24 protein-coding genes are annotated in these 24,172 nt (G+C 37.2%); 3 read left to right on the top strand and 21 right to left on the bottom strand.

Going from position 1 to position 24,172, the window contains the following annotated elements:
- Positions 1-2: 2 nt before the first annotated feature.
- Positions 3-716 carry a response regulator YycF gene (gene yycF / locus AC3CH7_RS20765; RefSeq protein ID WP_031415820.1) on the bottom strand — a complete coding sequence of 238 codons (714 nt, stop codon included), beginning with the start codon at positions 714-716 and terminating at the stop codon, positions 3-5.
- A gap of 213 nt (positions 717-929) precedes the next feature.
- On the bottom strand, positions 930-2,393 hold the full coding sequence (locus AC3CH7_RS20760; protein ID WP_036163677.1) for a peptidoglycan DD-metalloendopeptidase family protein: 1,464 nt from the start codon (positions 2,391-2,393) through the stop codon (positions 930-932).
- 398 nt (positions 2,394-2,791) lie between these two features.
- Here AC3CH7_RS20760 and AC3CH7_RS20755 point away from each other — a divergent pair, with 398 nt between their 5' ends.
- Entirely contained in the window at positions 2,792-3,655 is an 864-nt protein-coding gene (locus AC3CH7_RS20755; protein ID WP_051800251.1) for a YitT family protein, read from the top strand.
- A 49-nt stretch (positions 3,656-3,704) separates the two neighbouring features.
- Here the strand turns inward: AC3CH7_RS20755 and AC3CH7_RS20750 are convergent, their stop codons facing one another.
- The 8 genes from AC3CH7_RS20750 to rpsF form a co-directional block, all read right to left on the bottom strand.
- On the bottom strand, positions 3,705-4,994 hold the full coding sequence (locus tag AC3CH7_RS20750) for an adenylosuccinate synthase (RefSeq protein ID WP_012296206.1): 1,290 nt from the start codon (positions 4,992-4,994) through the stop codon (positions 3,705-3,707).
- Positions 4,995-5,230: 236 nt separating this feature from the next.
- Complete coding sequence (gene dnaB, locus AC3CH7_RS20745; protein ID WP_012296207.1) at positions 5,231-6,592, bottom strand: replicative DNA helicase; 1,362 nt, start codon at positions 6,590-6,592, stop codon at positions 5,231-5,233.
- A 13-nt stretch (positions 6,593-6,605) separates the two neighbouring features.
- Positions 6,606-7,052 (bottom strand): 50S ribosomal protein L9, encoded by a 447-nt coding sequence (gene rplI / locus AC3CH7_RS20740; protein ID WP_012296208.1) that lies wholly within the window; start codon positions 7,050-7,052, stop codon positions 6,606-6,608.
- Positions 7,052-9,022 (bottom strand): DHH family phosphoesterase, encoded by a 1,971-nt coding sequence (locus AC3CH7_RS20735; RefSeq protein ID WP_036162492.1) that lies wholly within the window; start codon positions 9,020-9,022, stop codon positions 7,052-7,054. The genes rplI and AC3CH7_RS20735 overlap by 1 nt, the downstream gene beginning before the upstream one ends.
- A 13-nt stretch (positions 9,023-9,035) precedes the next feature.
- Positions 9,036-9,977 carry a YybS family protein gene (locus AC3CH7_RS20730; protein ID WP_488381861.1) on the bottom strand — a complete coding sequence of 314 codons (942 nt, stop codon included), beginning with the start codon at positions 9,975-9,977 and terminating at the stop codon, positions 9,036-9,038.
- A gap of 225 nt (positions 9,978-10,202) precedes the next feature.
- Positions 10,203-10,439: a 30S ribosomal protein S18 gene (gene rpsR, locus AC3CH7_RS20725; RefSeq protein WP_012296211.1), complete on the bottom strand. Its 237-nt coding sequence runs from the start codon at positions 10,437-10,439 to the stop codon at positions 10,203-10,205.
- A 41-nt stretch (positions 10,440-10,480) separates the two neighbouring features.
- Positions 10,481-11,050, bottom strand: coding sequence for a single-stranded DNA-binding protein (ssb, locus tag AC3CH7_RS20720; RefSeq protein WP_036163682.1), 570 nt, complete (start codon positions 11,048-11,050; stop codon positions 10,481-10,483).
- A gap of 47 nt (positions 11,051-11,097) precedes the next feature.
- A complete protein-coding gene (gene rpsF, locus AC3CH7_RS20715) occupies positions 11,098-11,385 on the bottom strand; it encodes a 30S ribosomal protein S6 (protein ID WP_031415833.1) in 288 nt (95 codons plus the stop codon).
- Between the two features lie 178 nt (positions 11,386-11,563).
- Between rpsF and AC3CH7_RS20710 the strand changes: the two genes are divergently transcribed.
- On the top strand, positions 11,564-12,130 hold the full coding sequence (locus AC3CH7_RS20710) for a DUF3267 domain-containing protein (protein WP_012296213.1): 567 nt from the start codon (positions 11,564-11,566) through the stop codon (positions 12,128-12,130).
- 63 nt (positions 12,131-12,193) lie between these two features.
- On the opposite strand, the gene AC3CH7_RS20705 is transcribed toward AC3CH7_RS20710, so the two are convergent.
- From AC3CH7_RS20705 to AC3CH7_RS20690, 4 genes are all read right to left on the bottom strand, one after another.
- Positions 12,194-13,234: an acyl-CoA dehydrogenase family protein gene (locus AC3CH7_RS20705; RefSeq protein WP_012296214.1), complete on the bottom strand. Its 1,041-nt coding sequence runs from the start codon at positions 13,232-13,234 to the stop codon at positions 12,194-12,196.
- Positions 13,235-13,316: 82 nt separating this feature from the next.
- A complete protein-coding gene (gene ychF, locus AC3CH7_RS20700; RefSeq protein WP_012296215.1) occupies positions 13,317-14,417 on the bottom strand; it encodes a redox-regulated ATPase YchF in 1,101 nt (366 codons plus the stop codon).
- A 96-nt stretch (positions 14,418-14,513) separates the two neighbouring features.
- Positions 14,514-14,714, bottom strand: coding sequence for a DUF951 domain-containing protein (locus tag AC3CH7_RS20695; RefSeq protein ID WP_012296216.1), 201 nt, complete (start codon positions 14,712-14,714; stop codon positions 14,514-14,516).
- Between the two features lies 1 nt (position 14,715).
- A complete protein-coding gene (locus AC3CH7_RS20690; protein WP_031415837.1) occupies positions 14,716-15,588 on the bottom strand; it encodes a mechanosensitive ion channel family protein in 873 nt (290 codons plus the stop codon).
- Between the two features lie 91 nt (positions 15,589-15,679).
- Between AC3CH7_RS20690 and yyaC the strand changes: the two genes are divergently transcribed.
- A complete protein-coding gene (yyaC, locus tag AC3CH7_RS20685; RefSeq protein ID WP_031415838.1) occupies positions 15,680-16,312 on the top strand; it encodes a spore protease YyaC in 633 nt (210 codons plus the stop codon).
- On the opposite strand, the gene AC3CH7_RS20680 is transcribed toward yyaC, so the two are convergent.
- From AC3CH7_RS20680 to mnmE, 7 genes are all read right to left on the bottom strand, one after another.
- Positions 16,229-16,945 (bottom strand): DUF554 domain-containing protein, encoded by a 717-nt coding sequence (locus AC3CH7_RS20680; protein WP_012296218.1) that lies wholly within the window; start codon positions 16,943-16,945, stop codon positions 16,229-16,231. The genes yyaC and AC3CH7_RS20680 overlap by 84 nt on opposite strands.
- Before the next feature lie 77 nt (positions 16,946-17,022).
- Complete coding sequence (locus AC3CH7_RS20675; RefSeq protein ID WP_012296219.1) at positions 17,023-17,871, bottom strand: ParB/RepB/Spo0J family partition protein; 849 nt, start codon at positions 17,869-17,871, stop codon at positions 17,023-17,025.
- Positions 17,864-18,625: a ParA family protein gene (locus tag AC3CH7_RS20670; RefSeq protein ID WP_008177971.1), complete on the bottom strand. Its 762-nt coding sequence runs from the start codon at positions 18,623-18,625 to the stop codon at positions 17,864-17,866. The genes AC3CH7_RS20675 and AC3CH7_RS20670 overlap by 8 nt, the downstream gene beginning before the upstream one ends.
- 215 nt (positions 18,626-18,840) lie before the next feature.
- On the bottom strand, positions 18,841-19,737 hold the full coding sequence (gene noc, locus AC3CH7_RS20665; protein ID WP_012296220.1) for a nucleoid occlusion protein: 897 nt from the start codon (positions 19,735-19,737) through the stop codon (positions 18,841-18,843).
- A 180-nt stretch (positions 19,738-19,917) separates the two neighbouring features.
- On the bottom strand, positions 19,918-20,634 hold the full coding sequence (rsmG, locus tag AC3CH7_RS20660) for a 16S rRNA (guanine(527)-N(7))-methyltransferase RsmG (protein ID WP_012296221.1): 717 nt from the start codon (positions 20,632-20,634) through the stop codon (positions 19,918-19,920).
- Positions 20,635-20,749: 115 nt separating this feature from the next.
- Positions 20,750-22,642 carry a tRNA uridine-5-carboxymethylaminomethyl(34) synthesis enzyme MnmG gene (gene mnmG, locus AC3CH7_RS20655; RefSeq protein WP_012296222.1) on the bottom strand — a complete coding sequence of 631 codons (1,893 nt, stop codon included), beginning with the start codon at positions 22,640-22,642 and terminating at the stop codon, positions 20,750-20,752.
- 27 nt (positions 22,643-22,669) lie between these two features.
- Complete coding sequence (gene mnmE / locus AC3CH7_RS20650; RefSeq protein WP_012296223.1) at positions 22,670-24,055, bottom strand: tRNA uridine-5-carboxymethylaminomethyl(34) synthesis GTPase MnmE; 1,386 nt, start codon at positions 24,053-24,055, stop codon at positions 22,670-22,672.
- Between the last annotated feature and the right edge of the window lie 117 nt (positions 24,056-24,172).

The following is a 24,172-nucleotide window of genomic DNA, read 5'->3' as shown; positions in this document are numbered from 1 at the left end:
TATTACTCCTGTTCAGGATTTCGTAAGTAATAACCTACACCACGTCTTGTGACAATCCAAGCAGGGTGACTAGGATTATCCTCAATTTTTTCACGTAAACGACGAATTGTTACGTCAACAGTACGAACATCACCAAAATAGTCATAGCCCCATACCGTTTGTAATAAATGCTCACGGGTCATTACTTGGCCAATATGTTTGCCTAAATAATGTAGCAGCTCAAATTCCCGATGTGTAAGCTCAATGGCCTCATCACGCTTCATTACTAAATAAGCATCTGGTTGAATAACAAGGGATCCTACAACAATTTCGTTTGATTCCTCTTCTGCCTCTTCTGCTACAGGTGCAGCAACCTGTAAACGTCGCATATTGGCCTTTACACGAGCAATAAGCTCTCGTGTACTAAATGGCTTAGTAACATAATCATCTGCACCCATTTCTAAGCCTAAAACTTTATCAATCTCAGAGCCTTTAGCCGTCAGCATAATAATAGGGAAGTCATATTTTTTTCGTACCTCTCTACACACTTCCATACCATCACGCTTTGGCAGCATTATATCTAGGAGCATTAAATCTGGTTGTTCCTCCTCAACCCTCTTTAGTGCCTCATCCCCATCATAAGCACAAATCACTTTATATCCTTCTTTTATTAAATTAAATTGCAGAATATCTGCGATTGGTTTTTCATCATCAACAACTAAAATTGTTTTGTTCATTCATTTTCTCCCTTTCGTTTTTTATCTATTCTTAAACATTTTGTAATTGTAAGTTCACTACTCTTAACTCTATCATGCTTTCAGTTTCCTTGCATTAATCGTTCATCAATCACTTTAAATACTTTGACATAATGGGCTATATTTCAACAAATATTTCTCGGGAAATAATAGAAAAGACAGCCCACTATTTGGACTGTCTACTATTCAAAATGTTTATCGACCTACATATGATAACGGGTTAACTAATGAACCGTTCTTTTCAACTTCAAAGTGTAAATGTGTGCCTGTCGAATTTCCAGTAGAACCCATAATACCAATAACAGAGCCCTTTTCCACTACTTGTCCCACTTCAACATTAATAGAAGATAGATGTCCATATAGTGTTGTATAGCCATTATTGTGATTAATAACAATGCGATTACCATAGGTACCAGACGTACCAGCTGCACTAACTACACCATTATCAGCAGCCAAAATATTATAGTTACTTGGACGAGCGATATCGATTCCACGGTGGAAGGCGCCCCAACGTTCACCCATACCACTTGAGATATAGCCTCCTACTGCTGGCCATGAAAATTCTCCTGTTCCACGTGAAGAGATTACCTTTGTCCCTACTACTTCAATTTGATCCACTGGCTCTTGGACAATAGTTTCTTCTAATGCTACTTTTGATGTTTGTTTACCATTTTCAGATGTTAAAGCGTATGTTGTTTCTTTTTTACCGTTAGCGCCTTCTTGCTTGACGACCTTTTCACCTTTATACATGGTAGGATCTTCTTCCACTACTTTTTTGAATGGAATTACATCTGCTACTTTCTTTTTCTTTTTAACCTCAAGATTTACAAATGGCTTAGCCACTGTTACATTTAATTCCTGCCCAACTTGTAAAACAGAATCAACTGTTACATCTGGGTTTAAAGCTAGAAGCTCACTTGTCGTTAGATTATGCTTTTTGGCAACAGAACCTAATACATCGCCAGATTGAATTTTATAGCTATCTTGTTCAAGGAAGCCGCTCATTAAATAGTTTACAGCTTGCTCAGGTGTTAAGATTTGAGTCGGTGTAACTTTTTGTGATATCCCTGAAACTTCCTGTTTAAACGAAATATCTAAAAGTCGTGATTCACCTGCTTGTAATTCTGGCAAATTAATGGTAGATTGCTGGTTTTTCGTTAATTTATCTAACTCTTGCTGAGAAATATATTGTAGCTTCAACAATTGAACTGTTTTTTCATAGGCCTCTGTATTTTTTAATGATACGACTGGCTTATGATTTACTAGTAATGTAAAAGCATCGGATTTTGCTACTAATGATTGCTTAAGTTTTGATAATGTTTCTGCATCTTTTGTTTCATTCGTAAAAACTTGTTCCGGGATTATTTTGACAGATGAGCGAGCATCCATTGATAATTCTTTGAATTGCTGACTCGCTTCTTTTTCTTTTGATGTAATAATTTCTTGAATAGCATTCTCGTTAGATACTGCACCAATATAGTCTTCTCCCACATAGACGTGGTATATTTTATTTAAATTTTCTTTCGTATGTTCTTTAGCAAAACCCATATTTATCGTTAGGCTCGTCATTAAAACTGCTATAATCGAAACCTTTTTGAAAGAAGAAAAATTGTAGGTGAATCTATTGTTTTCTTCTTTTTTATTCCAAAACGAATTCATCAATAAAGCCCCTTCCAACTTTCCCCTGTGGTAGGATGATTTACCCACAAGGATTTTTTGCACCCTTATAATGTACCATAAAGAAAAAAGCGTTTGAATGATTTCACTCTTTTGTAATGTAAATGTATTATTTATCTACTAATTGTTACATAGAAAACATTTTATATAGTTGATAAATACTGTATTTTTATTCATTAAATGGGTGTTGAACAATGTTATTTGTTTTATGAATAACCATATACTTTGCCATTGGTATAGTATTCTTTTGTTATTTTCAAGTGAATTTAGGCATAATACTTTTTACTTTTTTAATATTCCGATAAAATATAAAAGAAGGCACATTATGGATTGGAGCGATTAAATTGAGTGATTCACAGACCTCTGATATGGCAACTAAAATGTTGCGGCATCAGAAAAGTAACATGCGTAAAACATTGCTAAGAATTATTATGGTATCGTTAGGTGCAATCATTATGGCTTTGGGCTTAGAGTTATTTTTAGTACCCAACCATATTATGGATGGAGGCATTGTAGGTGTTTCCATTATTACATCTCATTTATTACATTTACCCCTTGGTATTTTCATCTTCATTTTAAACTTACCTTTTATTTTTTTAGGCTATAAACAAATTGGTAAAACCTTTGCACTGTCTACAGGTCTAGGTATTACAGTACTCTCTACAGCAACACTTGCCTTACATAACCTACATCCATTTACGGAAGACACATTATTGGCTACAGTTTTTGGTGGAATGATTTTAGGAGTTGGTGTCGGTATTGTCATCCGTTATGGCGGTTCTTTAGATGGAACTGAAATATTGGCTATTTTATTTAATAGTAAGACTCCTTTTTCAGTTGGGGAAATAATAATGTTCTTCAACATCATTATTTTTGCAGTGGCTGGATTTGTATTTAACTGGGAACAAGCCATGTACTCCATCATTGCTTACTATATTGCTTATAAAATGATTGATATTGTCATTCAAGGTTTGGAAGAATCTAAATCAGTTTATATCATAAGTGATGCTATTGATGAAATTGGACAAACCATCATGGATCGACTTGGCCGTGGTGTGACGTTTCTTCACGGTGAAGGGGCTTATACAGGAAATGATAAAAAGGTCATCTTTACTGTCATTACTCGTTTAGAAGAATCCAAACTGAAAACAATTGTTGCGGATATTGATGACAATGCATTTTTAGCCATTGGTAATATTGCAGAGGTAAAAGGTGGTCGCTTTAAAAAGAAGGATATTCACTAAGAAAAGGGCGTACCATATACGGCACGCCCTTTTTATTGTTTTTATTTAATTATGCTTCCCAAACATCTACTAAAACGTTTGTTTGCTCACGAGCAGGTCCAACTGAGAAAGTAGCGATTTGAATACCTGTTAATTCGCTAACACGCTCTACATAGCGTCTTGCATTTTCAGGTAGCTCTTCTAAAGTACGGCATGCTGTTACATCCTCAGACCAGCCTGGAAGCTCTTCATAAATTGGTTCACATTGTTCAATAATATGAAGGTTTGCTGGGTACTCTGTAATCGTTTCACCTTTATAGTTATAGGCAGTACAGATTTTTACTGTCTCTAAACCAGATAAAACATCAATTGAGTTAAGTGCCAGATGTGTAATACCACTTACGCGGCGTGAGTGACGAACAACTACAGTATCGAACCAACCTACACGGCGTGGACGGCCTGTTGTTGTACCATATTCTCGACCAACTTCACGAATTTGCTGACCTACTTCATCAAATAATTCAGTAGGGAATGGACCATCACCTACACGAGATGTATAAGCTTTAGATACCCCAATAACACTTGTTACACGTGAAGGACCAACACCAGCACCAATCGCTACACCACCTGCTACAGGATTTGAAGATGTAACATAGGGATACGTACCTTGATCGACATCAAGTAAAATCCCTTGTGCGCCTTCGAATAATACTTTACCGCCCTCATCAAGTACATCATTCAAAATTTTAGATGTATCTGTCACATATTTTGCAATTTCTTGGCCATAGCCATAGTATTCCTCAAAAATTTCTTCAAAAGTAAGACCTTCAACTTCATAGAATTTCTCGAACAATTTATTTTTAATGGCTAAATTATGACGTAGTTTTTCTTCAAAAATATCCTTATCAAGTAAATCAGCCATACGGATACCAATACGAGCTACTTTATCTTGATAACATGGTCCGATTCCTTTACAAGTTGTTCCGATCTTATTATCACCGCGGCTTTCTTCATCCGCAATATCTTGCTTGATATGATAAGGCAAAATCACATGCGCACGATTAGAAATACGTAAATTATCTGTATTTATGCCACGCTCTTGTAAGCCTTTTAGTTCTGTTACTAATGATTTTGGATTGACAACTAATCCATTACCAATAACTGAAGTTTTTTCTTTATAGAAGATACCTGATGGAATTAAATGAAGTTTATATGTTTCACCATCAATTTTAATAGTATGTCCTGCATTATCTCCACCTGCAAAACGAGCGATTGCATCGGCTTTTTGCGAAAGGAAATCTGTAATTTTACCTTTTCCTTCGTCTCCCCACTGTGTTCCTACAACTACTACTGATGTCATAATCAGCACCTCCGTTAGATACCTGTGTATCTCAATTTTTAAGCCTCAACCATTGTAACAATGATAGAAACACCTCGTCAATAAAAAACAGTGAAAAAACACGAACATAAAATCAAAAAATCTGATTTAACGTTCGTGTTTAATAACAGAATGGTATGAATATTATCGAACATTCAGATTAATTCAGTCTAAGGTTAATTTGAAAAGGCAATTTATCTGAATGACGAGCAACATGACTAATCACGTGGCGGTGGCGGTGGCATTTGTGACCAATCCACATTAATGAATTTATTGAACTCTTTTTTAAAGGCAAGTGTAACTGTCCCCGTTGGACCGTTACGTTGCTTTGCAATAATAATTTCGATCATATTTTTACTTTCAGACTCTTTATCGTAATAGTCATCACGGTATAAAAAGGCTACAATATCTGCATCTTGCTCAATACTTCCCGATTCACGTAAGTCACTCATCATCGGACGTTTATCTTGTCGTTGCTCAACTCCACGAGATAGCTGTGATAGGGCAATAACAGGTACCTTTAATTCACGTGCTAGTCCTTTTAACGATCGTGAAATCTCCGATACCTCTTGCTGACGGTTTTCCCCTGGTTTCCCGCTACCTTGAATAAGCTGTAAATAATCAATAAGGATCATTCCAAGCCCATTTTCTTGTGCTAAACGTCGACATTTTGCACGAATTTCATTAATGCGAACACCTGGTGTATCATCAATAAAAATCCCCGAATTCGATAAACTACCCATTGCCATAGTTAGTTTACCCCAATCTTCCGTAGTTAAAGCACCTGTACGTAAAACTTGTGCATCAATATTTCCTTCTGCACAAAGCATACGCATGACAAGTTGCTCTGCCCCCATCTCTAAAGAGAAGATGGCAACATTTTCTCTTGCCTGTACGGCAACGCTTTGCGCAACATTCAATGCAAAGGCAGTTTTCCCTACGGATGGGCGGGCAGCTACAATAATTAAATCGTTGCGTTGGAAGCCAGCAGTAATGTTATCTAAATCACGGAAGCCTGTCGGTATACCCGTTACATCTCCCTTTTGCGATTGAAGCTGCTCTATGTTATCGAAAGTTTCCACTAGCACGTCTTTCACATGCTTAAAGTCCCCAGCATTCTTCCGATTAGCAACCTCCATCATTTTTTTCTCTGCTTCGCCTAGTAATGCCTCTACTTCGTCTTCTCGTGTGTAGCCATCTTCAACAATTTTAGTAGCAACACGAATCAATCGACGTAACAGTGCCTTTTCCTCAACGATTTTGGCATAGTGAGCGACATTGGCAGCTGTAGGGACAGCATTGGCGAGCTCTAGTAAATAGGATAGCCCGCCAACGTCTTCAATCTCTTTTTTAGCTGATAATTCTTCCGTAACTGTTACAACATCTATTGCTTTCCCTTGATCACTTAACCGCAGCATTGTTTCAAAAATTTTCTTATGGGCATTTAAATAAAAATCATCTGCCAATAAAATTTCCGATGCCGTGATTAAAGATTGTGGCTCAAGGAAAATAGCACCGATAACCGATTGCTCCGCCTCCCGGTTATGCGGTGGAACGCGGTCCATCATCGGTTCGTTCATGGATCGTCGCTCCTTATTCTTCCGTTACATGTACTTTTAATGTAGCAGTTACTTCATGATGTAGTTTTACAGGAACATTTGTAAAGCCCAGTGCACGAATCCCGTCATTCAAAGTCATTTTACGTTTATCAATTTTAATGCCATGCACTTTTTGTAAGGCATCTGCAATTTGCTTTGTAGACACTGAACCAAATAGACGGCCACCTTCACCAGACTTTGCTTTTAGCTCAACTGTTAATGTTTCTAATTTTTCCTTTAACGCTTGTGCTTCTGCTAGTTCGGCAGCCGCATTTTTTGCCTCTAATTTTTTCTGACCATCTAATTGACTTAGAGCTTGAGCGTTTGCCTCTGCTGCATAACCATTTTTAATTAAGAAATTTTGTGCGTAACCATCTGCTACGTTTTTAATCTCACCTTTTTTTCCTTTTCCTTTAACGTCTTTTAAAAATACTACTTTCATTAGTCAGAACTCCCTTCAAAGACCTCTTCTATGGCCTCTTCTAATTGTGTTTTCACGTTATCAATGGTTTTGGCTTCTATTTGGCAGGCGGCGTTTGTTAAATGGCCACCACCGCCAAGTCTTTCCATAATAAGCTGTACATTGACTTCGCCTAGTGATCGGGCACTAATTCCTATTTTTCCATCTGCCCGATGTGCAATCACAAACGATGCACCAACATCCTTCATAGTTAGTAAAATATCTGCTGTTTGTGCAATTAAGACAGAATCATACACTTTCGATTCCTCACCTACAGCCACAGCAATTCCTGGTTTAACGAATTTAACTGTTTGCACTATTTTGGATCGTTCAATATAAGTGTCTACATCTTCTTTTAAAAGACGTTGCACTAATACTGTATCTGCTCCATTCGTTCGTAGATACGAAGCTGCTTCAAATGTACGTGCTCCCGTTCGAAGTGTAAAGCTCTTCGTGTCGACAATAATACCTGCTAGTAGGGCAGTAGCCTCTAGCATATTAATCTTTGCACGCTTGGGCTGATATTCTAATAACTCAGTGACAAGCTCAGCTGTAGATGAGGCATACGGTTCCATATAAACAAGTGTTGGATTTTCAATAAAATCCTCACTTCGACGATGATGGTCGATGACAACAACCTTTTCAGCTAGCTTTAATAAGTGTGCATCAATAACTAAATTAGGTTTATGTGTATCCACAATAACAAGCAAAGATTTTTCAGTCATTTTCCCAGCAGCTTCCTCTGGTGTTAGGAAGTTTTCATAGAAATCTGATTTACTCTCTATTTCATTCATTAAACGTGTAACACTACCATTTAATTCATCAAAATTTATAATGACATAGCCCTTTACATCATTCATTTGTGCCATTTTCCGAACACCGACGGACGCACCAATAGAGTCCATATCAGGACTTTTATGTCCCATAACAAACACTTGATCACTATCTTGAATTAAATCACGTAATGCATGTGAGATGACGCGCGCTCTAACACGTGTGCGCTTTTCAACCGGATTGGTTTTCCCACCATAGAATTTAAGCTTTCCAGTAGGTTGCTTAATTGCGACTTGGTCACCACCACGGCCTAATACAAGATCCAGACTTGATTGTGCCAATTCACCTAGCTCCACTAGGGAGGACGAACCCGCTCCTACACCAATACTTAATGTTAAAGATAAATTCTTTTGCGCTGTTTTTTCTCGGATAACATCTAAAATAGCAAATTTTTTCTTTTCAAGCTCTGTTAAAATTGATTCGTTTAATACGGCTAAAAAACGATCTGATGATATTCGTTTTACAAATACACCATGCTCAGCAGCCCACTCATTGACGATTGAAGTAACCATCGTATTCGTTAAACTACGCGGCTGGTCATCCATGGCTTGTGTGATTTCATCATAATTATCAACAAATAAAATAGCGATAACTGTACGATCTGCAAAGTATTGCTTCTCAATAGCAATCTGCTCAGTAATATCAAAGAAGTATAGTAATCGTTCCTCTTTTTTATAATAAACACGATATTTACGATCACGTAATGTAATTGTAGCCTCATTTGTTTCTTCAGTCTTCATTAGTACGTAGATATCATCAGAAATATTAACAATTCCCTCTCCTACTAATGATTCCATATTTAAGATACCTTGCATATATGGATTCGACCATTCTATTTCATATTGCTCGTTTACCAACAGTATTCCAATTGGCATTTCAAGCAATGCTTCTTCCCCTACTTTTTTCATGCGGAATGAAATGGATTCTATATGCTTTTCAGTTTCTTCAAAAGCAATCTTTTCCACCTTCCATGTGTAGACCATCAGTAAAGCAAAACCTATTCCATAACCTAGACCTATCCCGATATTCCAAATACATAGAAGTACGAACGTCACAATTCCAAAAATGGAAAGAACAAAAAGCGGATAGCGAATTGGTCGTTTTCTAAAAGTTCCCATTACAATCAGCCCCTTATTCTTTAGTCTTCCCCTTTACAAGTGAACGTACGTCAAAACCTAAATCAACGATACCTAGTAAGATCATGAAGGATGATAATGGAATAGCTAATATGGTAGCAACCCATTTAACACCATTTGGCATCCCTTTTCTAGAAATGAAATAATGGATAAATGATATCCCTTGTAGAATGAGCAGCACCCATAAAATATAAGAAACATTCAATACGATAATATCTAGTGTTGAACCAGCCTCTGGACGCATGAATAAATTAATGCATAAAACGATCATATAATACCATAAAATAGAGCGTGGTAAGCGCATATTCTGAAATGGCGCAAATTTTGGAACATCGACACCAAGTCGTTTTAAAGCTGGTAAATTTAGCGCTATGATAATAAATGCGGCAAAAAATGCTAACATTGTTATTGTTGCAGGCATTGTCAGCTCGATCGTTTTAAACATAGCCTCGAGCTGTTCGGGCTTTATCGCTACTTGCCCTGTTACGTTTTTCGCAAATTCATTTGATTGCTCATAATTTTTGCGAGTCATCTCTAAACTCATGCTAATGAAATCAATCCCTGCAAATTTCACATAGGCAACATAAACAAGTGCCATCGAGATTAGATTAGCAATCCCCGTTGCCATAAATAAATACAGCTTACTCTTCTTCTGATAAATAGCGTTACCCATCACGACACCCAGTAACCCTAAAACAAAGGCAAATGGTAACATCGACATTCCAGTCGCTATACTTGTTAAAAAACAGCCTACTGTTGCTAATAGTATTGATGAGGAACGTTTGTAATTTGCACTATACCAAGCAACCGGTAGTGGAGCGAATATTAAAGCTACTATAAAAACGAATGGTACATATGCGGAAATCAGCATTAATATTGTAAAAAGTGCAACCATCATCGAGCCTTGGACAAGCGCTTTTGTTTGATTATTCGGCATTGAAAACCTTCCTTTTTTTCAGTCAAACTTACTACCCTTTATTGTACCATTTTTTCATAGTATTGAACAAAAAACGCTTAGCTCACTATATGCTTTATTAAGAATTTTATCTAATAATCTTCTACTTCATTTTTCGATAAAAAAAACCAGCATATCCGATACGAATATCGTAATATGCTGGTTTTCAAAATTGATGTAAGGTCCATTACCTTAACGTCATCAATCTTATTTATCTTCTGCTACGAATGGAAGTAATCCCATGATACGAGATACTTTGATAGCTGAAGTTAATTTACGTTGGTACTTAGCGCTAGTGCCAGTTACGCGACGTGGTAAAATTTTACCGCGCTCAGAGATGAATTTTTTTAATAAATCTACATCTTTATAGTCGATATGCGTAATGTTATTAGCAGTGAAGTAGCAAACTTTACGGCGTTTGCGGCCTCCGCGACGTGGTGCCATAGTGTGTCTCCTCCTTATCTTTTTTTAATATTCTTGAAGCATTAGAATGGAAGATCATCCTCAGATACTTCTATCGGTCCCTTGCTATTAGCAAATGGGTCCTCATCTACACGTGTATAGTTTGGCTGATTCATAGGTGGTTGATTTTGCTGATAAGCATCGCCGCCATAGGAACCCTGTCCTGGCATAGCGCCACCAAACTGCTGCTGTGGTTGACCACCGCCATAGGACGGTTGGTTATTACCGTAAGTTTGTCCACCACCGTATTGAGGAGCAGGAGCACTGCTACCATTACGTGGTTCTAAAAACTGTACGCTATCCGCCACAACGTCTGTTGTATATACTCGCTTACCGTCTTGTCCTTCATAACTGCCTGTTTGGATACGACCTTCTACCCCAATTAAACTTCCTTTTCGCATGAAGTTCGCTAGGTTTTCAGCCTGTTTTCGCCATGCAACACAGTTAATGAAATCAGCTTCACGTTCACCTTGTTGATTTGAGAATGCACGATTCACAGCAACTGTAAATCTTGTAGACGCAATTCCATTTGGTGTATAACGTAGCTCAGGATCTTTTGTTAGTCTTCCAACTAATACGACACGGTTTATCATCAGAATGCAACCTCCTTTTCAGCGTTTTGTTAAAAAATCATTCAATATTAAGCTTCTTGGCGAACTGCAATGTGACGAATGATGTCTTCGCTGATGTTAGCTAGACGTGTATACTCGTTGATTGCATCTGAAGTAGCGTTTACTTTTACGATTTGGTAGTAACCTTCGCGGAAGTCTTGAATTTCATAAGCTAAGCGGCGTTTGCCCCACTCTTTAGATTCGATGACTTCTGCACCGTTAGAAGTTAAAACTTCGTTGAAACGTTCAACTAAAGCTTTCTTCGCTTCGTCTTCAATGTTCGGACGTACGATGTACATTAATTCGTATTTTCTCATCTGTTTACACCTCCTTATGGACTAGGCTCTCCTATATTAAGGGAGCAAGGAGCAAGTAATAAATTATTACTCACATCAATGAATTGTAACATATAGGTACTTGTCTTTCAAGTCGCAAACTAACAATTCATTTTATATAATGAACCTAACATGATTCATTCGTGAAAGGAGAACTTTTGTGCTACCAAATAAAGAACCTATTGTTATTGAATTAGATATAAAAAAATTAATGATCGACAATATTGTGATTACAAGTGGTCTTGTCATATTATTTACAGCCATTCAATATATTTGCTTTAAAGATTTTCACTTTTCTTTTTGGCCTATCGTTGGTGGAACAGTACTGTTTGTTATTCTGTATATCATTTTCATAATGTTGCATGAGGCTTTTCATTTAATTGGTTTTATGCTTTTTGGTAAAGTACCTTTGGAGTCTTTAAAATATGGCATAAACTTAGAGCTAGGTGTTGCCTATGCAACTACTACAAAGCCGCTTTACAACCACGCAATGAAACGGGCATTGTTGCTGCCATTTTGGATGACTGGCGTTCTCCCTACTATTGCAGGATTTTATTTTAATAGTACCATTTTAATACTGGTAGGAGCTTTTTTAATGGCAGGTGCAGTAGGAGATTTTGCCATGTATAAGGAGTTACAGAAATATCCCAATAATGCCTTAGTACAAGATGACCCTGAATTACCAAAGCTTTATGTTTATACAGAGAAGGACCGTTCACCAAGGTAAAATACATACATACGAAAACTAGACTCTGTCGTTAGCCATAATGTCTGAGTCTAGTCATTCCTCTTAAGGAGTTAAAAATCCATGCTGTGCGGCTGTATACAAATTCCTCCAAATTCGATTTAATCGAGAGGTTTCTGTGATAGCATCCATGCCAAGGTTACGTATTAGTTTATTTGCAATCTCTATACAAGCAGCCGCAATTTCTTTACTCATTTGTGTAAATTGCATTAGTTCTTCCTCTGTCAATGATTGATCTTGTTGATGCTTTTGCCAATATCCTGACAAGGTTGTATAGAACTGCTGCTCACATTGTTTAAAATGCTTTTGCTGTTGCATGAATAAAAACTGTAAAGCTCCCATACGCTCAGTTCGATTAGCAGCATGATTTCGTTGCTTTATTAAAATAAATGCTTCTTCTAATAAATTTTCAGTTATTCCTAGACAAACGCTTAAAAAAGAAGCCTCGGCAAAGGTTGTAAATGGAAAGGTATGTACGGAATTCCCGTAGTTATTTCTAATCGTACCTATTTGGAAAGTAGCTTCCTGAGGTATCCATACATTGTTCACGCGAATTGTATGACTTGCCGTTGCCTTCAAGCCCATTGCGCGCCAATCATGTAAAACTTCTACATCTTGACGGTCTAAGGAGCAACTAATGATATTTTCTGTTTTCATGCCATTTTGCTCTATCAAACAATTCATGGTAAAGGTTGTAGCATAGTCTGAACCACTACAGTATTTCCATTGCCCTGTTACCACATAACCTCCTTCTACCTTTATAGCAATTCCCGTTGGATAGCCACTACCTGCGATAACAGCTTCTTTTGGGGAAAAGATTCTTTCGCACATTTCTTGGCTAAATGCAGGAATAAATGCATTGCCTCCAGTCCCGATTGTAACAAGCCAACCAACATTACCATCGAGGGCAGCTATTTGTTGAAATACTTTTATTCCTTCTACTAAATCTAGATTTTTACCTCCTAGTTCATTAGCAGTGAACAATTTGAACAATTTTTGTTCATAAATAAATTCTAAGATGTCCTGGGGTAATCTTCCTAGCTGCTCAAACTCTAGGCCACGTTCTTTTATTTCGGTTATGTTCATTTGACGTCACTCCCATACTCTAAAAATTCAGATAAAATAATGATTGAAAAAAGGCAATCATTAAGATTGCCCTCTGTTCGTCTTATACATTAAAGCGGAATAACATAATATCGCCATCTTGAACTTCATACTCTTTACCTTCAAGACGTACCTTACCTGCTTCTTTTGCCGCTGCTTGAGAACCTGCCTCTAATAGATCATCATAAGCAACAGTTTCAGCACGAATAAAGCCACGTTCAAAGTCTGTATGGATAATCCCTGCACATTGCGGTGCCTTCATACCTTTACGGAACGTCCATGCACGAACCTCTTGTACACCCGCAGTGAAATACGTAGCTAAGCCTAATAAGTCATAAGAAGTACGGATTAGCTGATCTAAACCAGACTCTTTAATTCCTAATTCTTCTAAGAACATAGCCTTTTCCTCATCGTCTAGCTCTGAGATTTCTTCCTCAATTTTCGCACAAATTGTAATGACTTGCGCACCTTCAGCTGATGCATATTCACGTACCTTTTGGACATATTCATTATTGTCAGCATCGGCCACTTCATCTTCTGAAACGTTTGCAACATACAGCATTGGTTTAATTGTTAACAAATGAAGACCTTTTATTACTTTCAGTTCATCATCTGAAAGCTCAGCTGCACGCGCTGGCTTACCGTTCTCTAACTGCTCTTTAATTTTTAAGAGTACTGGCTCTTCAATCATGGCCTCTTTGTCTTTTTGTTTTGCCATTTTACTAACACGTTGGATTCGTTTATCTACCGATTCTAAATCAGCTAGTGCTAGCTCTAGGTTAATAACCTCGATATCATCGATTGGATCCACCGCACCCGATACGTGTGTAATATTTTCATCTACAAAACAACGTACAACTTGGCAAATTGCATCTACTTCACGGATATGAGCTAAGAATTTATTACCTAGACCTTCACCTTTGGAAGCACCTTTTACAATTCCTGCGATATCTGTGAATTCAAATGCTGTTGGTACTGTTTTTTTAGGTACAACTAATTCTGTTAATTTATCTAAACGTGCGTCTGGGACTTCAACGATACCGACGTTCGGATCAATCGTGGCGAATGGGTAGTTTGCAGCCAATGCGCCCGCTTTTGTAATTGCGTTAAATAATGTTGATTTTCCAACGTTAGGTAAACCAACGATTCCAGCTGTTAATGCCATGAATGGACACAACCTTTCTATAATCAGTTCAATTTTCTCTCTTATAACCTTTTCTATTATATTGATTCACTTACAAAAAGTCTAATATGCCTGAAGTTAGGCCTCATTAGCAGAAAGTAAAACCTTTTTCATTTTTTTCTCAAATTCTCTACGTGGGATCATTACGCTATGTTGACAACCTTCACACTTAATTCGAACATCAGCACCCATACGAATAATCTTCCATTTGTTCGTACCACAAGGATGTTGCTTTTTCATTTCAACAATATCATTTAAACCATATTTCTTTGCTTCCACCTTACTCACTTCTCCCCTCACCTTTGTCATAGAACATCATTTTTGGATAAGCCATTGGAATACGATGTTCTTCAAAAAGTTTTGTCACATCTCGGCGTATACTACGAGCAACTCCATATTGTTGCTGCGGTAATGTTTCAGCAGCAATACGGATCGTTACCTCTGTACCTTTAACATTTTGTACACCTAAAAACACTGGTGCTGCTATTAATTCTTTATGTTTTTCTGGTAAAGATTCTAAATAGTGATTAATAACTGTTTCAGCTTTTTCAAAGTCAGCATCAGCGGTCATTTGTAAATCTATAAAAATTTTGGAGTTGTTAACAGAGTAATTGACGACCTCACCAATTGCACCATTAGGAATGATAAATTGCTCTCCCGTCCCCCCATTAATTTTCGTAGTACGTAAGCCAATTTCTACAACCGTACCTTCTGCTCCATTAATTTTTATATAATCCCCTACACCAAATTGATCCTCAAAAATAATAAAGAAGCCCGTGATAACATCCTTCACTAAACTTTGGGCACCAAAACCGACGGCTAAACCGACAATCCCTGCACCTGCTAAAAGACCCGCTACCTTTATATTTAAAGAAGATAGAATGCCAATGATTGCAGAGAAATAAACAACATAAGAAATTACACTTTGTAATAATCTCGAAATCGTACGTTGACGTCGCTCTGAATGATTTAATGGAGAACGCATACGGATTAAAAACAATTTTTTAATCAATTTTTTACCCATTCTTACAGCTATCCATGATACTAGTAAAATCAGCACGATCTCAATAGAAGTATCAATCACATCTTCCCAAAGCTTGTCAGATGTAAGCTTTTCCCAGTATCTATCCATTAATTTCTTATTCCATTCCATCGTTTCCACCTCTTGAATAACTTGCTAAAAATTTGCGTATACTGCATAAAAATTGAGCACTTCTAAAAATAAAAAGAAAGTGAGTTTTTTTATGAATACTATACCAAATTTGTTACTACCTTATTCCCTTCATCACGAAAGTAAAAATGCTGTTTGGCAATTAAGTACATTATTTTTAGAACATATACCGTTTCATCATGAACGATTAATTTTTTGCTGCATTGGCAGCGACCGATGTACAGGTGATACACTTGGACCGTTAACGGGTAGTTTCTTAAATAAGTCTGTTAGCTTCCCCTACGAAATTGTAGGTTCTTTAGAAGATCCTCTACATGCTCTAAATCTAAATTCAACTATGCAACAGCTACACAATCATACTACAAAACCATTCATTATTGCGATTGACGCCTGTCTTGGTAGTGAGCACAATGTCGGTCATATTTCCGTTCAAAGCGGTCCTATTTTTCCTGGCAAGGCTGTAAAAAAAGAATTACCCCCAATCGGTGACATTTCCATTAAAGGAATCGTCAATATTGGAGGTTTTATGGAAATGCTTGTTTTACAAAATACAAGACTTCATATTTCTTATGCTATGGCTGAGAAGCTTTCAAGAGCGCTATTACTGGCTGCCCACCGTTATTCATTGAAAAATGTAGAAGAAAGCAACCATAATACCAACAACGACGATACCTGGCAGCAAGTTAGCAGCCTTGATCTTAGTTAAACCAGCTATATTTAACCCTATTGCCATTATCATAACGCCGCCAACGGCTGTCATTTCGGTAATATACATTTGCAGCGCAGCATCAGGTATAAAAGAACTAATGACCCCTGCAAAAATAGCAATTAATCCTTGATAAATAAAAACAGGTATTGCCGATAGCAATACACCTATGCCTAATGTGGATGCTAGAATAATGGATGTAAATCCATCTATTAATCCTTTTGTAATCAATACATTATGATCGTTACGAAGGCCGCTATCAAGTGCACCAATAACAGCCATTGAGCCAACAACAAATATTAATGAAGCTGTGACAAACCCTTCTGCTATGCTAATTTGATTTTGGTCATTTCGTTTTGTGCGAAATAAAGACTCTACCCATTTGCCAAGGCGATTCATTTGCTTATCTAAATCTAACCACTCACCTACTACAGTACCCACCACTAAACTTACGATTAAGATAATAAAATTATCACTTTCAAATCCCATTTTTATCCCTAATAATGCGACTGCTAAACCAATTATGGATAGGACAGTAGACTTCATAGATTCAGGAATATTTTTGAAAATCCGCCCCACTAATGCACCTGCTATAATGAGCACAGCATTAATTAATGCCCCTAGTATTACCACCCTTTTGCCTTCCTTCTCTCTAAAAAATAGAGAGCGCCTGTTTGCTTGGCGCTCTGATTAAATTATAGAAATATCATTTATTCTTCTTGTAAATTTAGGATTTCTAAAATGCGCTCCAAATCATCTTCAGAGTAAAATTCTATTTCAATTTTCCCTTTATTGTTGTTCTTTCTAATTTGAACATTTGTTCCAAAATAATCTCTTAATTGAGATTCTTTCGCCGCCACAAATATATCTTTTTTCTTAGGAGGAATTGTTTCACGTGAAACTTCCTCATTCAGGGTTTGTACTAACATTTCAACTTGACGAACATTTAAACCTTGATTCATTACCTTCATTGCTACTTCAGAGATTCGTCTTTTATTTTTTAAGCCGAGTAATGCCCGGCCTTGTCCCATTGATAGGGTGCCATCATTCATAAATTTCCGGACATCTTCTGGCAAAGCAAGGAGGCGAACATGGTTAGCTATATGTGGTCTACTTTTTCCTAAACGCTTTGATAGCTCTTCCTGTGTTAGTTTCAAGTTTTCCATTAAGCTTTGATAGGCCTCTGCTTCTTCAATGACTGTTAAATCCTCGCGCTGAAGGTTCTCTAGAATAGCTAGCTCCATCATTTGTGCATCTGATAGCTCTTTAATGATTACTGGAATAACATCTAAACCTGCTAATAAACAGGCCCGATAACGACGTTCTCCTGCTACTATTTCAAATTTACGACCCTTTTTACGGACAGCAATTGGTTGCAATATGCCATGCTCATTTATCGAATCTGCTAATTCTTGTAAAGCTTCTTCATCAAAAATTTTACGAGGCTGAAATGGGTTCGCAACAATTAAATCTAATTGAATTTCTTCCACTTGCCCACTTTGTTCTAAAGACTCTCCTGGAAATAGTGCACCAATGCCCTTTCCTAAACCTTTAGCCATTTTTAATCACTTCCCTCGCCATCTCCAAATAAACTTCTGCACCTCTAGACCTTGCGTCATAAGTGATGATTGGTTGCCCATGACTAGGTGCTTCACTTAAACGCACATTACGAGGAATTATTGTTTTATATACTTTATCTTGGAAATATTTTTTTACTTCATCTATAACTTGCAACCCAAGGTTTGTTCGTGCATCTAGCATTGTTAATAAAACACCATCAATATACAACTGTTGGTTTAAATGCTTTTGAACAAGACGAACAGTAGATAACAATTGGCTTAGACCCTCCAATGCATAATATTCGCATTGTACAGGAATAATTAATGCATCTGAAGCAGTCAAAGCATTGATTGTTAAAAGTCCTAAGGATGGTGGACAATCAATAATTATATAATCGAAATCTTCTTTTACATTTTGTAATGCATGCTTCAAACGCACTTCTCTTGAAATAGTCGACACCAATTCAATTTCAGCGCCTGCAAGCGAAATTGTGGCTGGAACAATTGATAAATTATCTACATTTGTTTTTTGAATGACATTTTCAACATCTTCATCATCAATGAGTACATCATAAATACAACTTTGTATGTCTCCTTTATTAATACCGAGACCACTTGTTGTATTTCCCTGCGGATCAGTATCAATAAGTAGCACTTTCTTCCCCAAATAGGCTAGACAAGCGCTCAAATTGACTGAAGTTGTTGTTTTTCCTACGCCACCCTTTTGATTGGCGATTGCTATAATTCTCCCCATTTAAAAGCACCTGCTTTCATTTATCAACGCTTACTCTTTGTAAAACCAATGTATTTAACCCGCTATCTAACTTTCATTCTATCAAAAAAACAGTTAGAAGTTGTATAAAATATTAAGAATATATACAAAAAAGGAGACATCTCATTCAACTTTCTGAGATATCTCCTTTTTACAGTGAAGGAAAATGTAATAAATTATTATTTTTAGATAATTTGTTACACCTTTTTCTTTTTAGGTATCTTCACAGTAATTTGATAATATTCTTCTGTATCTTCTTCTTCCGTTTTTACCGTAATACCACTTTTTGTGACCATTGTTAATGATTGCTTAATAGTATTTAAGGCTATACGGACATCTTTACTAATGGCCTTGCGCTTAGGCTTTGCCTTCTTTGGTACCGACTCTTGCTCATCTGTTACAGGATGCAAGATAGCTTGAATCTGTTCCTCTAATTGGCGAACATTCCAATCATTATCAACGGTTTGCTGTAAGACCTCTAATTGTAACGGTTGATCTTTAATAGCAATTAATGCACGCGCATGTCGTTCAGAGATCTTTCGCTGTAAAATGGCTTGTTGCACTTCGTCTGGAAGCCTTAATAAACGTAATTTATTGGCTACAGTGGATTGTCCTTTTCCAAGTCTTTGGGCAAGAGCTTCCTGTGTGAGCTCATGCAGCTCCAACAATTTTTGATAGGCTACCGCTTCTTCAATTGCCGTTAATTCTTCACGCTGTAAGTTCTCTATTAACGCAATAGAAGCTGTCTCCTTATCGGTTAAATTACGTACAATAGCAGGAACCTCTGTCCATTGTAGCTTTTTCATAGCTCGATAACGACGCTCACCGGCAATGATTTCATATTGATTTTCTGATGTTTTACGTACAACAATTGGCTGAATCACACCATGTGTATGAATGGTTCTTGATAATTCTTCAATTTTTTCATCATCAAAAATAGTACGTGGCTGAAAACGGTTAGGTACAATTTGATCAATAGGCAATTTTATGACTTCTTCTGCTGTATGAACCGCCTCTGCTTGTTCTACTTCATTTTTCACAATAGGCTCTGTTTTACTTCCGCCTCCAAAAAAACGTGAAAAAGGACTTTTCATCCAAGTGGCACCACCTTTAAGTAACTATCTTGCTCTGTCTCATTCTATTATTATTTATTATATTTCTTCAAATGTATATAGTTCATAGATGACTTTTGCGTGAACCATCCATAACTAGTATGTATGCTCAAAATAGAAAAAATATATTCTACTTTGAGAAAGTTTCACATGAAACACTAATTATTGAATTGGTGTTTTATTCGGTACACCTGGCTTACGCGGGTATTTTTTCGGTGTTCCTTTTATTTTATCAAATATATATAAAATGCGGTCACTTTCTTCAACAGGTAGCTTGAAAGAATATTCTTCTTTCAGTTTAACACCTAGTGTTGTTAATGCTTTTTTAGCATCTTTTAATTCTTCTGCACCTGCCGCTGCTTTTAAGGCAACAAAATAGCCACCTTGTTTTGCTAATGGTACACATAGCTCCGATAAAACAGATAAACGAGCTACTGCACGTGCTGTCACCACATCGTATTGCTCACGATATTTTATATTTTGACCAAACTCTTCTGCACGAGCATGCACAAAATTCATATTTTCTAATTGTAACTCATCACTTAAATGATTTAAAAATGTAATTCTTTTATTTAAGGAGTCGACAATTGTGACATGTAAATGTGGGAAACAGATTTTTATTGGAATACTAGGAAAACCAGCCCCTGCTCCTACATCACAAACAGTGATTACTTTTGAAAAATCAAAATAAAATGAGGCACTAATAGAGTCAAAGAAATGTTTTAAATAAACACCTTCTAAATCTGTAATAGCAGTCAGGTTCATCTTTTCATTCCACTCGACAAGTAATTCAAAGTATTTTTTAAATTGAGTAATTTGCTTTTCGGAAAGCTCGATGCCCTTTTTTTTCAGTGCCTCAATAAATTGTTGTTCGTTCATGTAAAGTCTCCTTTATTAATCTAGCCCTACTAGTTCATCTTAACAATAGTATTGCTTTAAAAATAGGAAGCGGGCACAATGGTATGCCCGCCCCTTATTCACTTTACTGTTCTTATTAGCCGCTTATTTTTGCAATTTTACCTTGTTCAATATAAACAAGAAGAATAGAAATATCTGCTGGGTTAACACCAGAAATACGAGAGGCTTGTGCAATGGAAAGCGGTGTAACTTGTTTTAATTTTTGACGTGCTTCTGTCGCTAATCCAGAAATAGCATCATAATCAATGTTTTCAGGGATTTTTTTGTTTTCCATTTTATGCAGCTTCTCTACTTGTAGCAATGCTTTTTCGATATAGCCTTCATATTTAAGCTGAATTTCAATTTGCTCTTTTACTTCTTCTGTAAATTCAATATCTGCCGGAATTAATGAAGAAATCATCTCATAATGCATCTCGGGGCGTTTTAGTAAATCAGCACCTCGAATGCCGTCTTTTAATTCACTACCACCAGCAGAACGAATAACCGCTTGTGTAGCTTCATTCGGTTTAATAATTATTTCACGAAGACGTGCAATTTCATTTTCGATTAATGCCTTTTTCGCATTGAACTTGTCATATCTTTCTTGTGGTACCATTCCGATTTTATAAGCTAGCTCTAATAATCGTAAATCAGCGTTATCATGACGTAGCAGTAAGCGATACTCTGCACGAGAAGTTAGTAAACGATACGGCTCATTTGTTCCTTTTGTCACAAGATCATCAATTAGTACCCCAATATAGGCATCCGAGCGACTAAGGATTAATTCCTCTTTGCCAAGTACATTAGCTGCAGCATTCATTCCTGCCATTAATCCTTGGGCCGCTGCTTCTTCATAACCCGATGTACCATTAATTTGGCCAGCTGTATATAAGCCTTTAATGCGCTTTGTTTCTAGTGTTGGCCACAATTGTGTGGGTACAATTGAATCATATTCAATGGCATAGCCAGCACGCATCATTTCTGCATTCTCTAAGCCTGGGATTGATTTTAATAAACGTGTTTGAACATGCTCTGGTAGGCTTGTTGATAAACCTTGAACATAAACCTCACGTGTATTACGTCCTTCTGGCTCTAAGAAGATTTGATGTCTCGGCTTATCGTTGAAGCGTACTACTTTATCTTCAATCGAAGGGCAGTAGCGTGGACCCGTCCCTTTAATCATCCCAGAATACATCGGTGATAGATGTAAATTAGCCTCAATTATTTCGTGTGTTTCAGGGCTTGTATACGTTAACCAGCAAGGTAGTTGGTCCATAATGAATTCCGTTGTTTCAAAACTAAATGCACGTGGAACTTCATCTCCTGGCTGAATTTCAGTTTTATCATAATCAATTGTACGATTATTAACACGTGGTGGTGTACCTGTTTTAAATCGAACAAGGTCAAAACCAAGCTCTTTTAAATTATCAGCTAAGCGAATGGACGGTTGTTGGTTATTAGGACCACTTGAATATTTTATATCCCCAATAATAATTTCACCGCGTAGGAAGGTACCTGTTGTGACCACTACTGTTTTGGCACGATAAATAGCACCAATTTGTGTAATAACCCCTGTTACTTCTCCATCCTCAATGATAAGTTCTTCTACCATTCCTTGATGGATTGTTAAGTTTTCGGTTTCCTCTAATATGCGTTTCATTTCTTGTTGATACAAAACTTTGTCAGCTTGCGCACGTAATGCACGTACAGCTGGGCCTTTTCCTGTATTTAACATTCGCATTTGGATATGCGTTTTATCTATAACTTTCCCCATGACGCCACCTAAAGCGTCTATTTCACGTACGACGATTCCTTTGGCAGGACCACCAATGGATGGATTACATGGCATAAATGCAATCATATCTAAGTTGATCGTTAACATTAGTGTTTTAGCACCCATTTTAGCCGCAGCATGTGCAGCTTCTGAACCTGCATGACCTGCGCCAATGACGATCACATCAAACGTGCCTGCCTCATATTTTGTTGGCATGCTCGTATCTTCCTTTCTTTCTTAAAGTTATTTTCCTAAGCAAAACTGAGAAAATAGCTGGTTGATTAGGCTTTCTTGCACTGTGTCACCTATAATCTCACCAAGTAATTCCCAAGTTCTTGTGACATCAATTTGTACCATATCAACTGGAACTCCAGCTTGAGCAGCTGCTATTGCATCCTCAACTGTCGCCTGTGCTTGATGCAATAGTGCAATATGTCTTGCATTTGAAACATATGTTAAATCGCCCGCTTCAATTTGCCCTTCAAAGAACAATGCAGCTATCGCTTCTTCAAGCTCTGTAACACCCTCCTCCTGTAAGAGAGAGGTGGTTACAATGCGATGTTTACCTGCTAGCTCTTTGACACGCGCTAAATTAATTTTTTGCGGTAGATCTGTTTTATTGATAATAACGATGTAGTCCATCGCCTCAATCGTTTCGAATAAACGCTCGTCCTCAGCAGTTAACTCATCTGCATAGTTTAATACAAATAATATTAAATCTGCTCCACGTAGCGCTTCTCTCGAACGTTCTACGCCAATTCGTTCAACAATGTCTTCTGTCTCACGAATACCCGCTGTATCCACTAAACGAAGCGGAACACCGCGTACATTGACGTACTCTTCTATAATATCACGAGTAGTACCAGCAATATCTGTCACTATGGCCTTATTTTCCTGTACTAAGCTATTTAAAAGAGAAGATTTCCCTACATTTGGACGGCCTAAAATAACAGTCGATAAACCCTCTCGTAATATTTTCCCTTGAGAAGATGTTTGGAGAAGTTTAATAATTTCATCTCGTACCCATGTACATTTTTCTACTAAAACAGGTACAGTCATCTCTTCTACATCATCATACTCTGGATAATCTATATTAACCTCTACTTGCGCTAATGTCTCTAGTAAAGCTTGGCGCAAGTCACCAATAAGTCTTGATAATTTTCCATCCATCTGACCCAAGGCAACATTCATTGCTCGATCTGTTTTAGCTCTTATCAAATCCATTACTGCTTCAGCCTGTGATAAATCAATACGCCCATTTAAAAACGCACGTTTAGTAAATTCACCTGGTTCTGCTAATCTTGCCCCATTCGTTAATGCTAGTTGTAAAACACGATTAACTGAAACCAAACCACCGTGACAATTTATTTCAACTACATCCTCACGTGTGAAAGTTTTTGGACCACGCATCAATGATAGCATTACTTCCTCTACTACCTCGTTTGTTTTAGGATCCACTAAATGTCCATAATGAATAGTGTGCGAATCCTTTGTCGTTAAACTTTTTCCACCTGGTGATTTAAATATTTTATCTGCAATCGCCACTGCTTCGTCCCCACTTAAACGAACGATGGCTATGGCACCTTCACCCATCGGTGTGGATATCGCAGCAATTGTATCAAACTCCATTTAATGACCTCCTCAACGTTATCCACATGTGGATAATCGAAACCGACCAATACTTACTAACACCTTAGACTAACATATTTTCAGCAAAATCTAAAGTAAGGATCATTTCCAAATGTG

The sequence above is a fragment of the Lysinibacillus sp. F12 genome, assembly GCF_057773605.1.
Note: the sequence above shows the minus strand (reverse complement) of the source record. Positions and strands in the feature narration are given on the sequence as shown.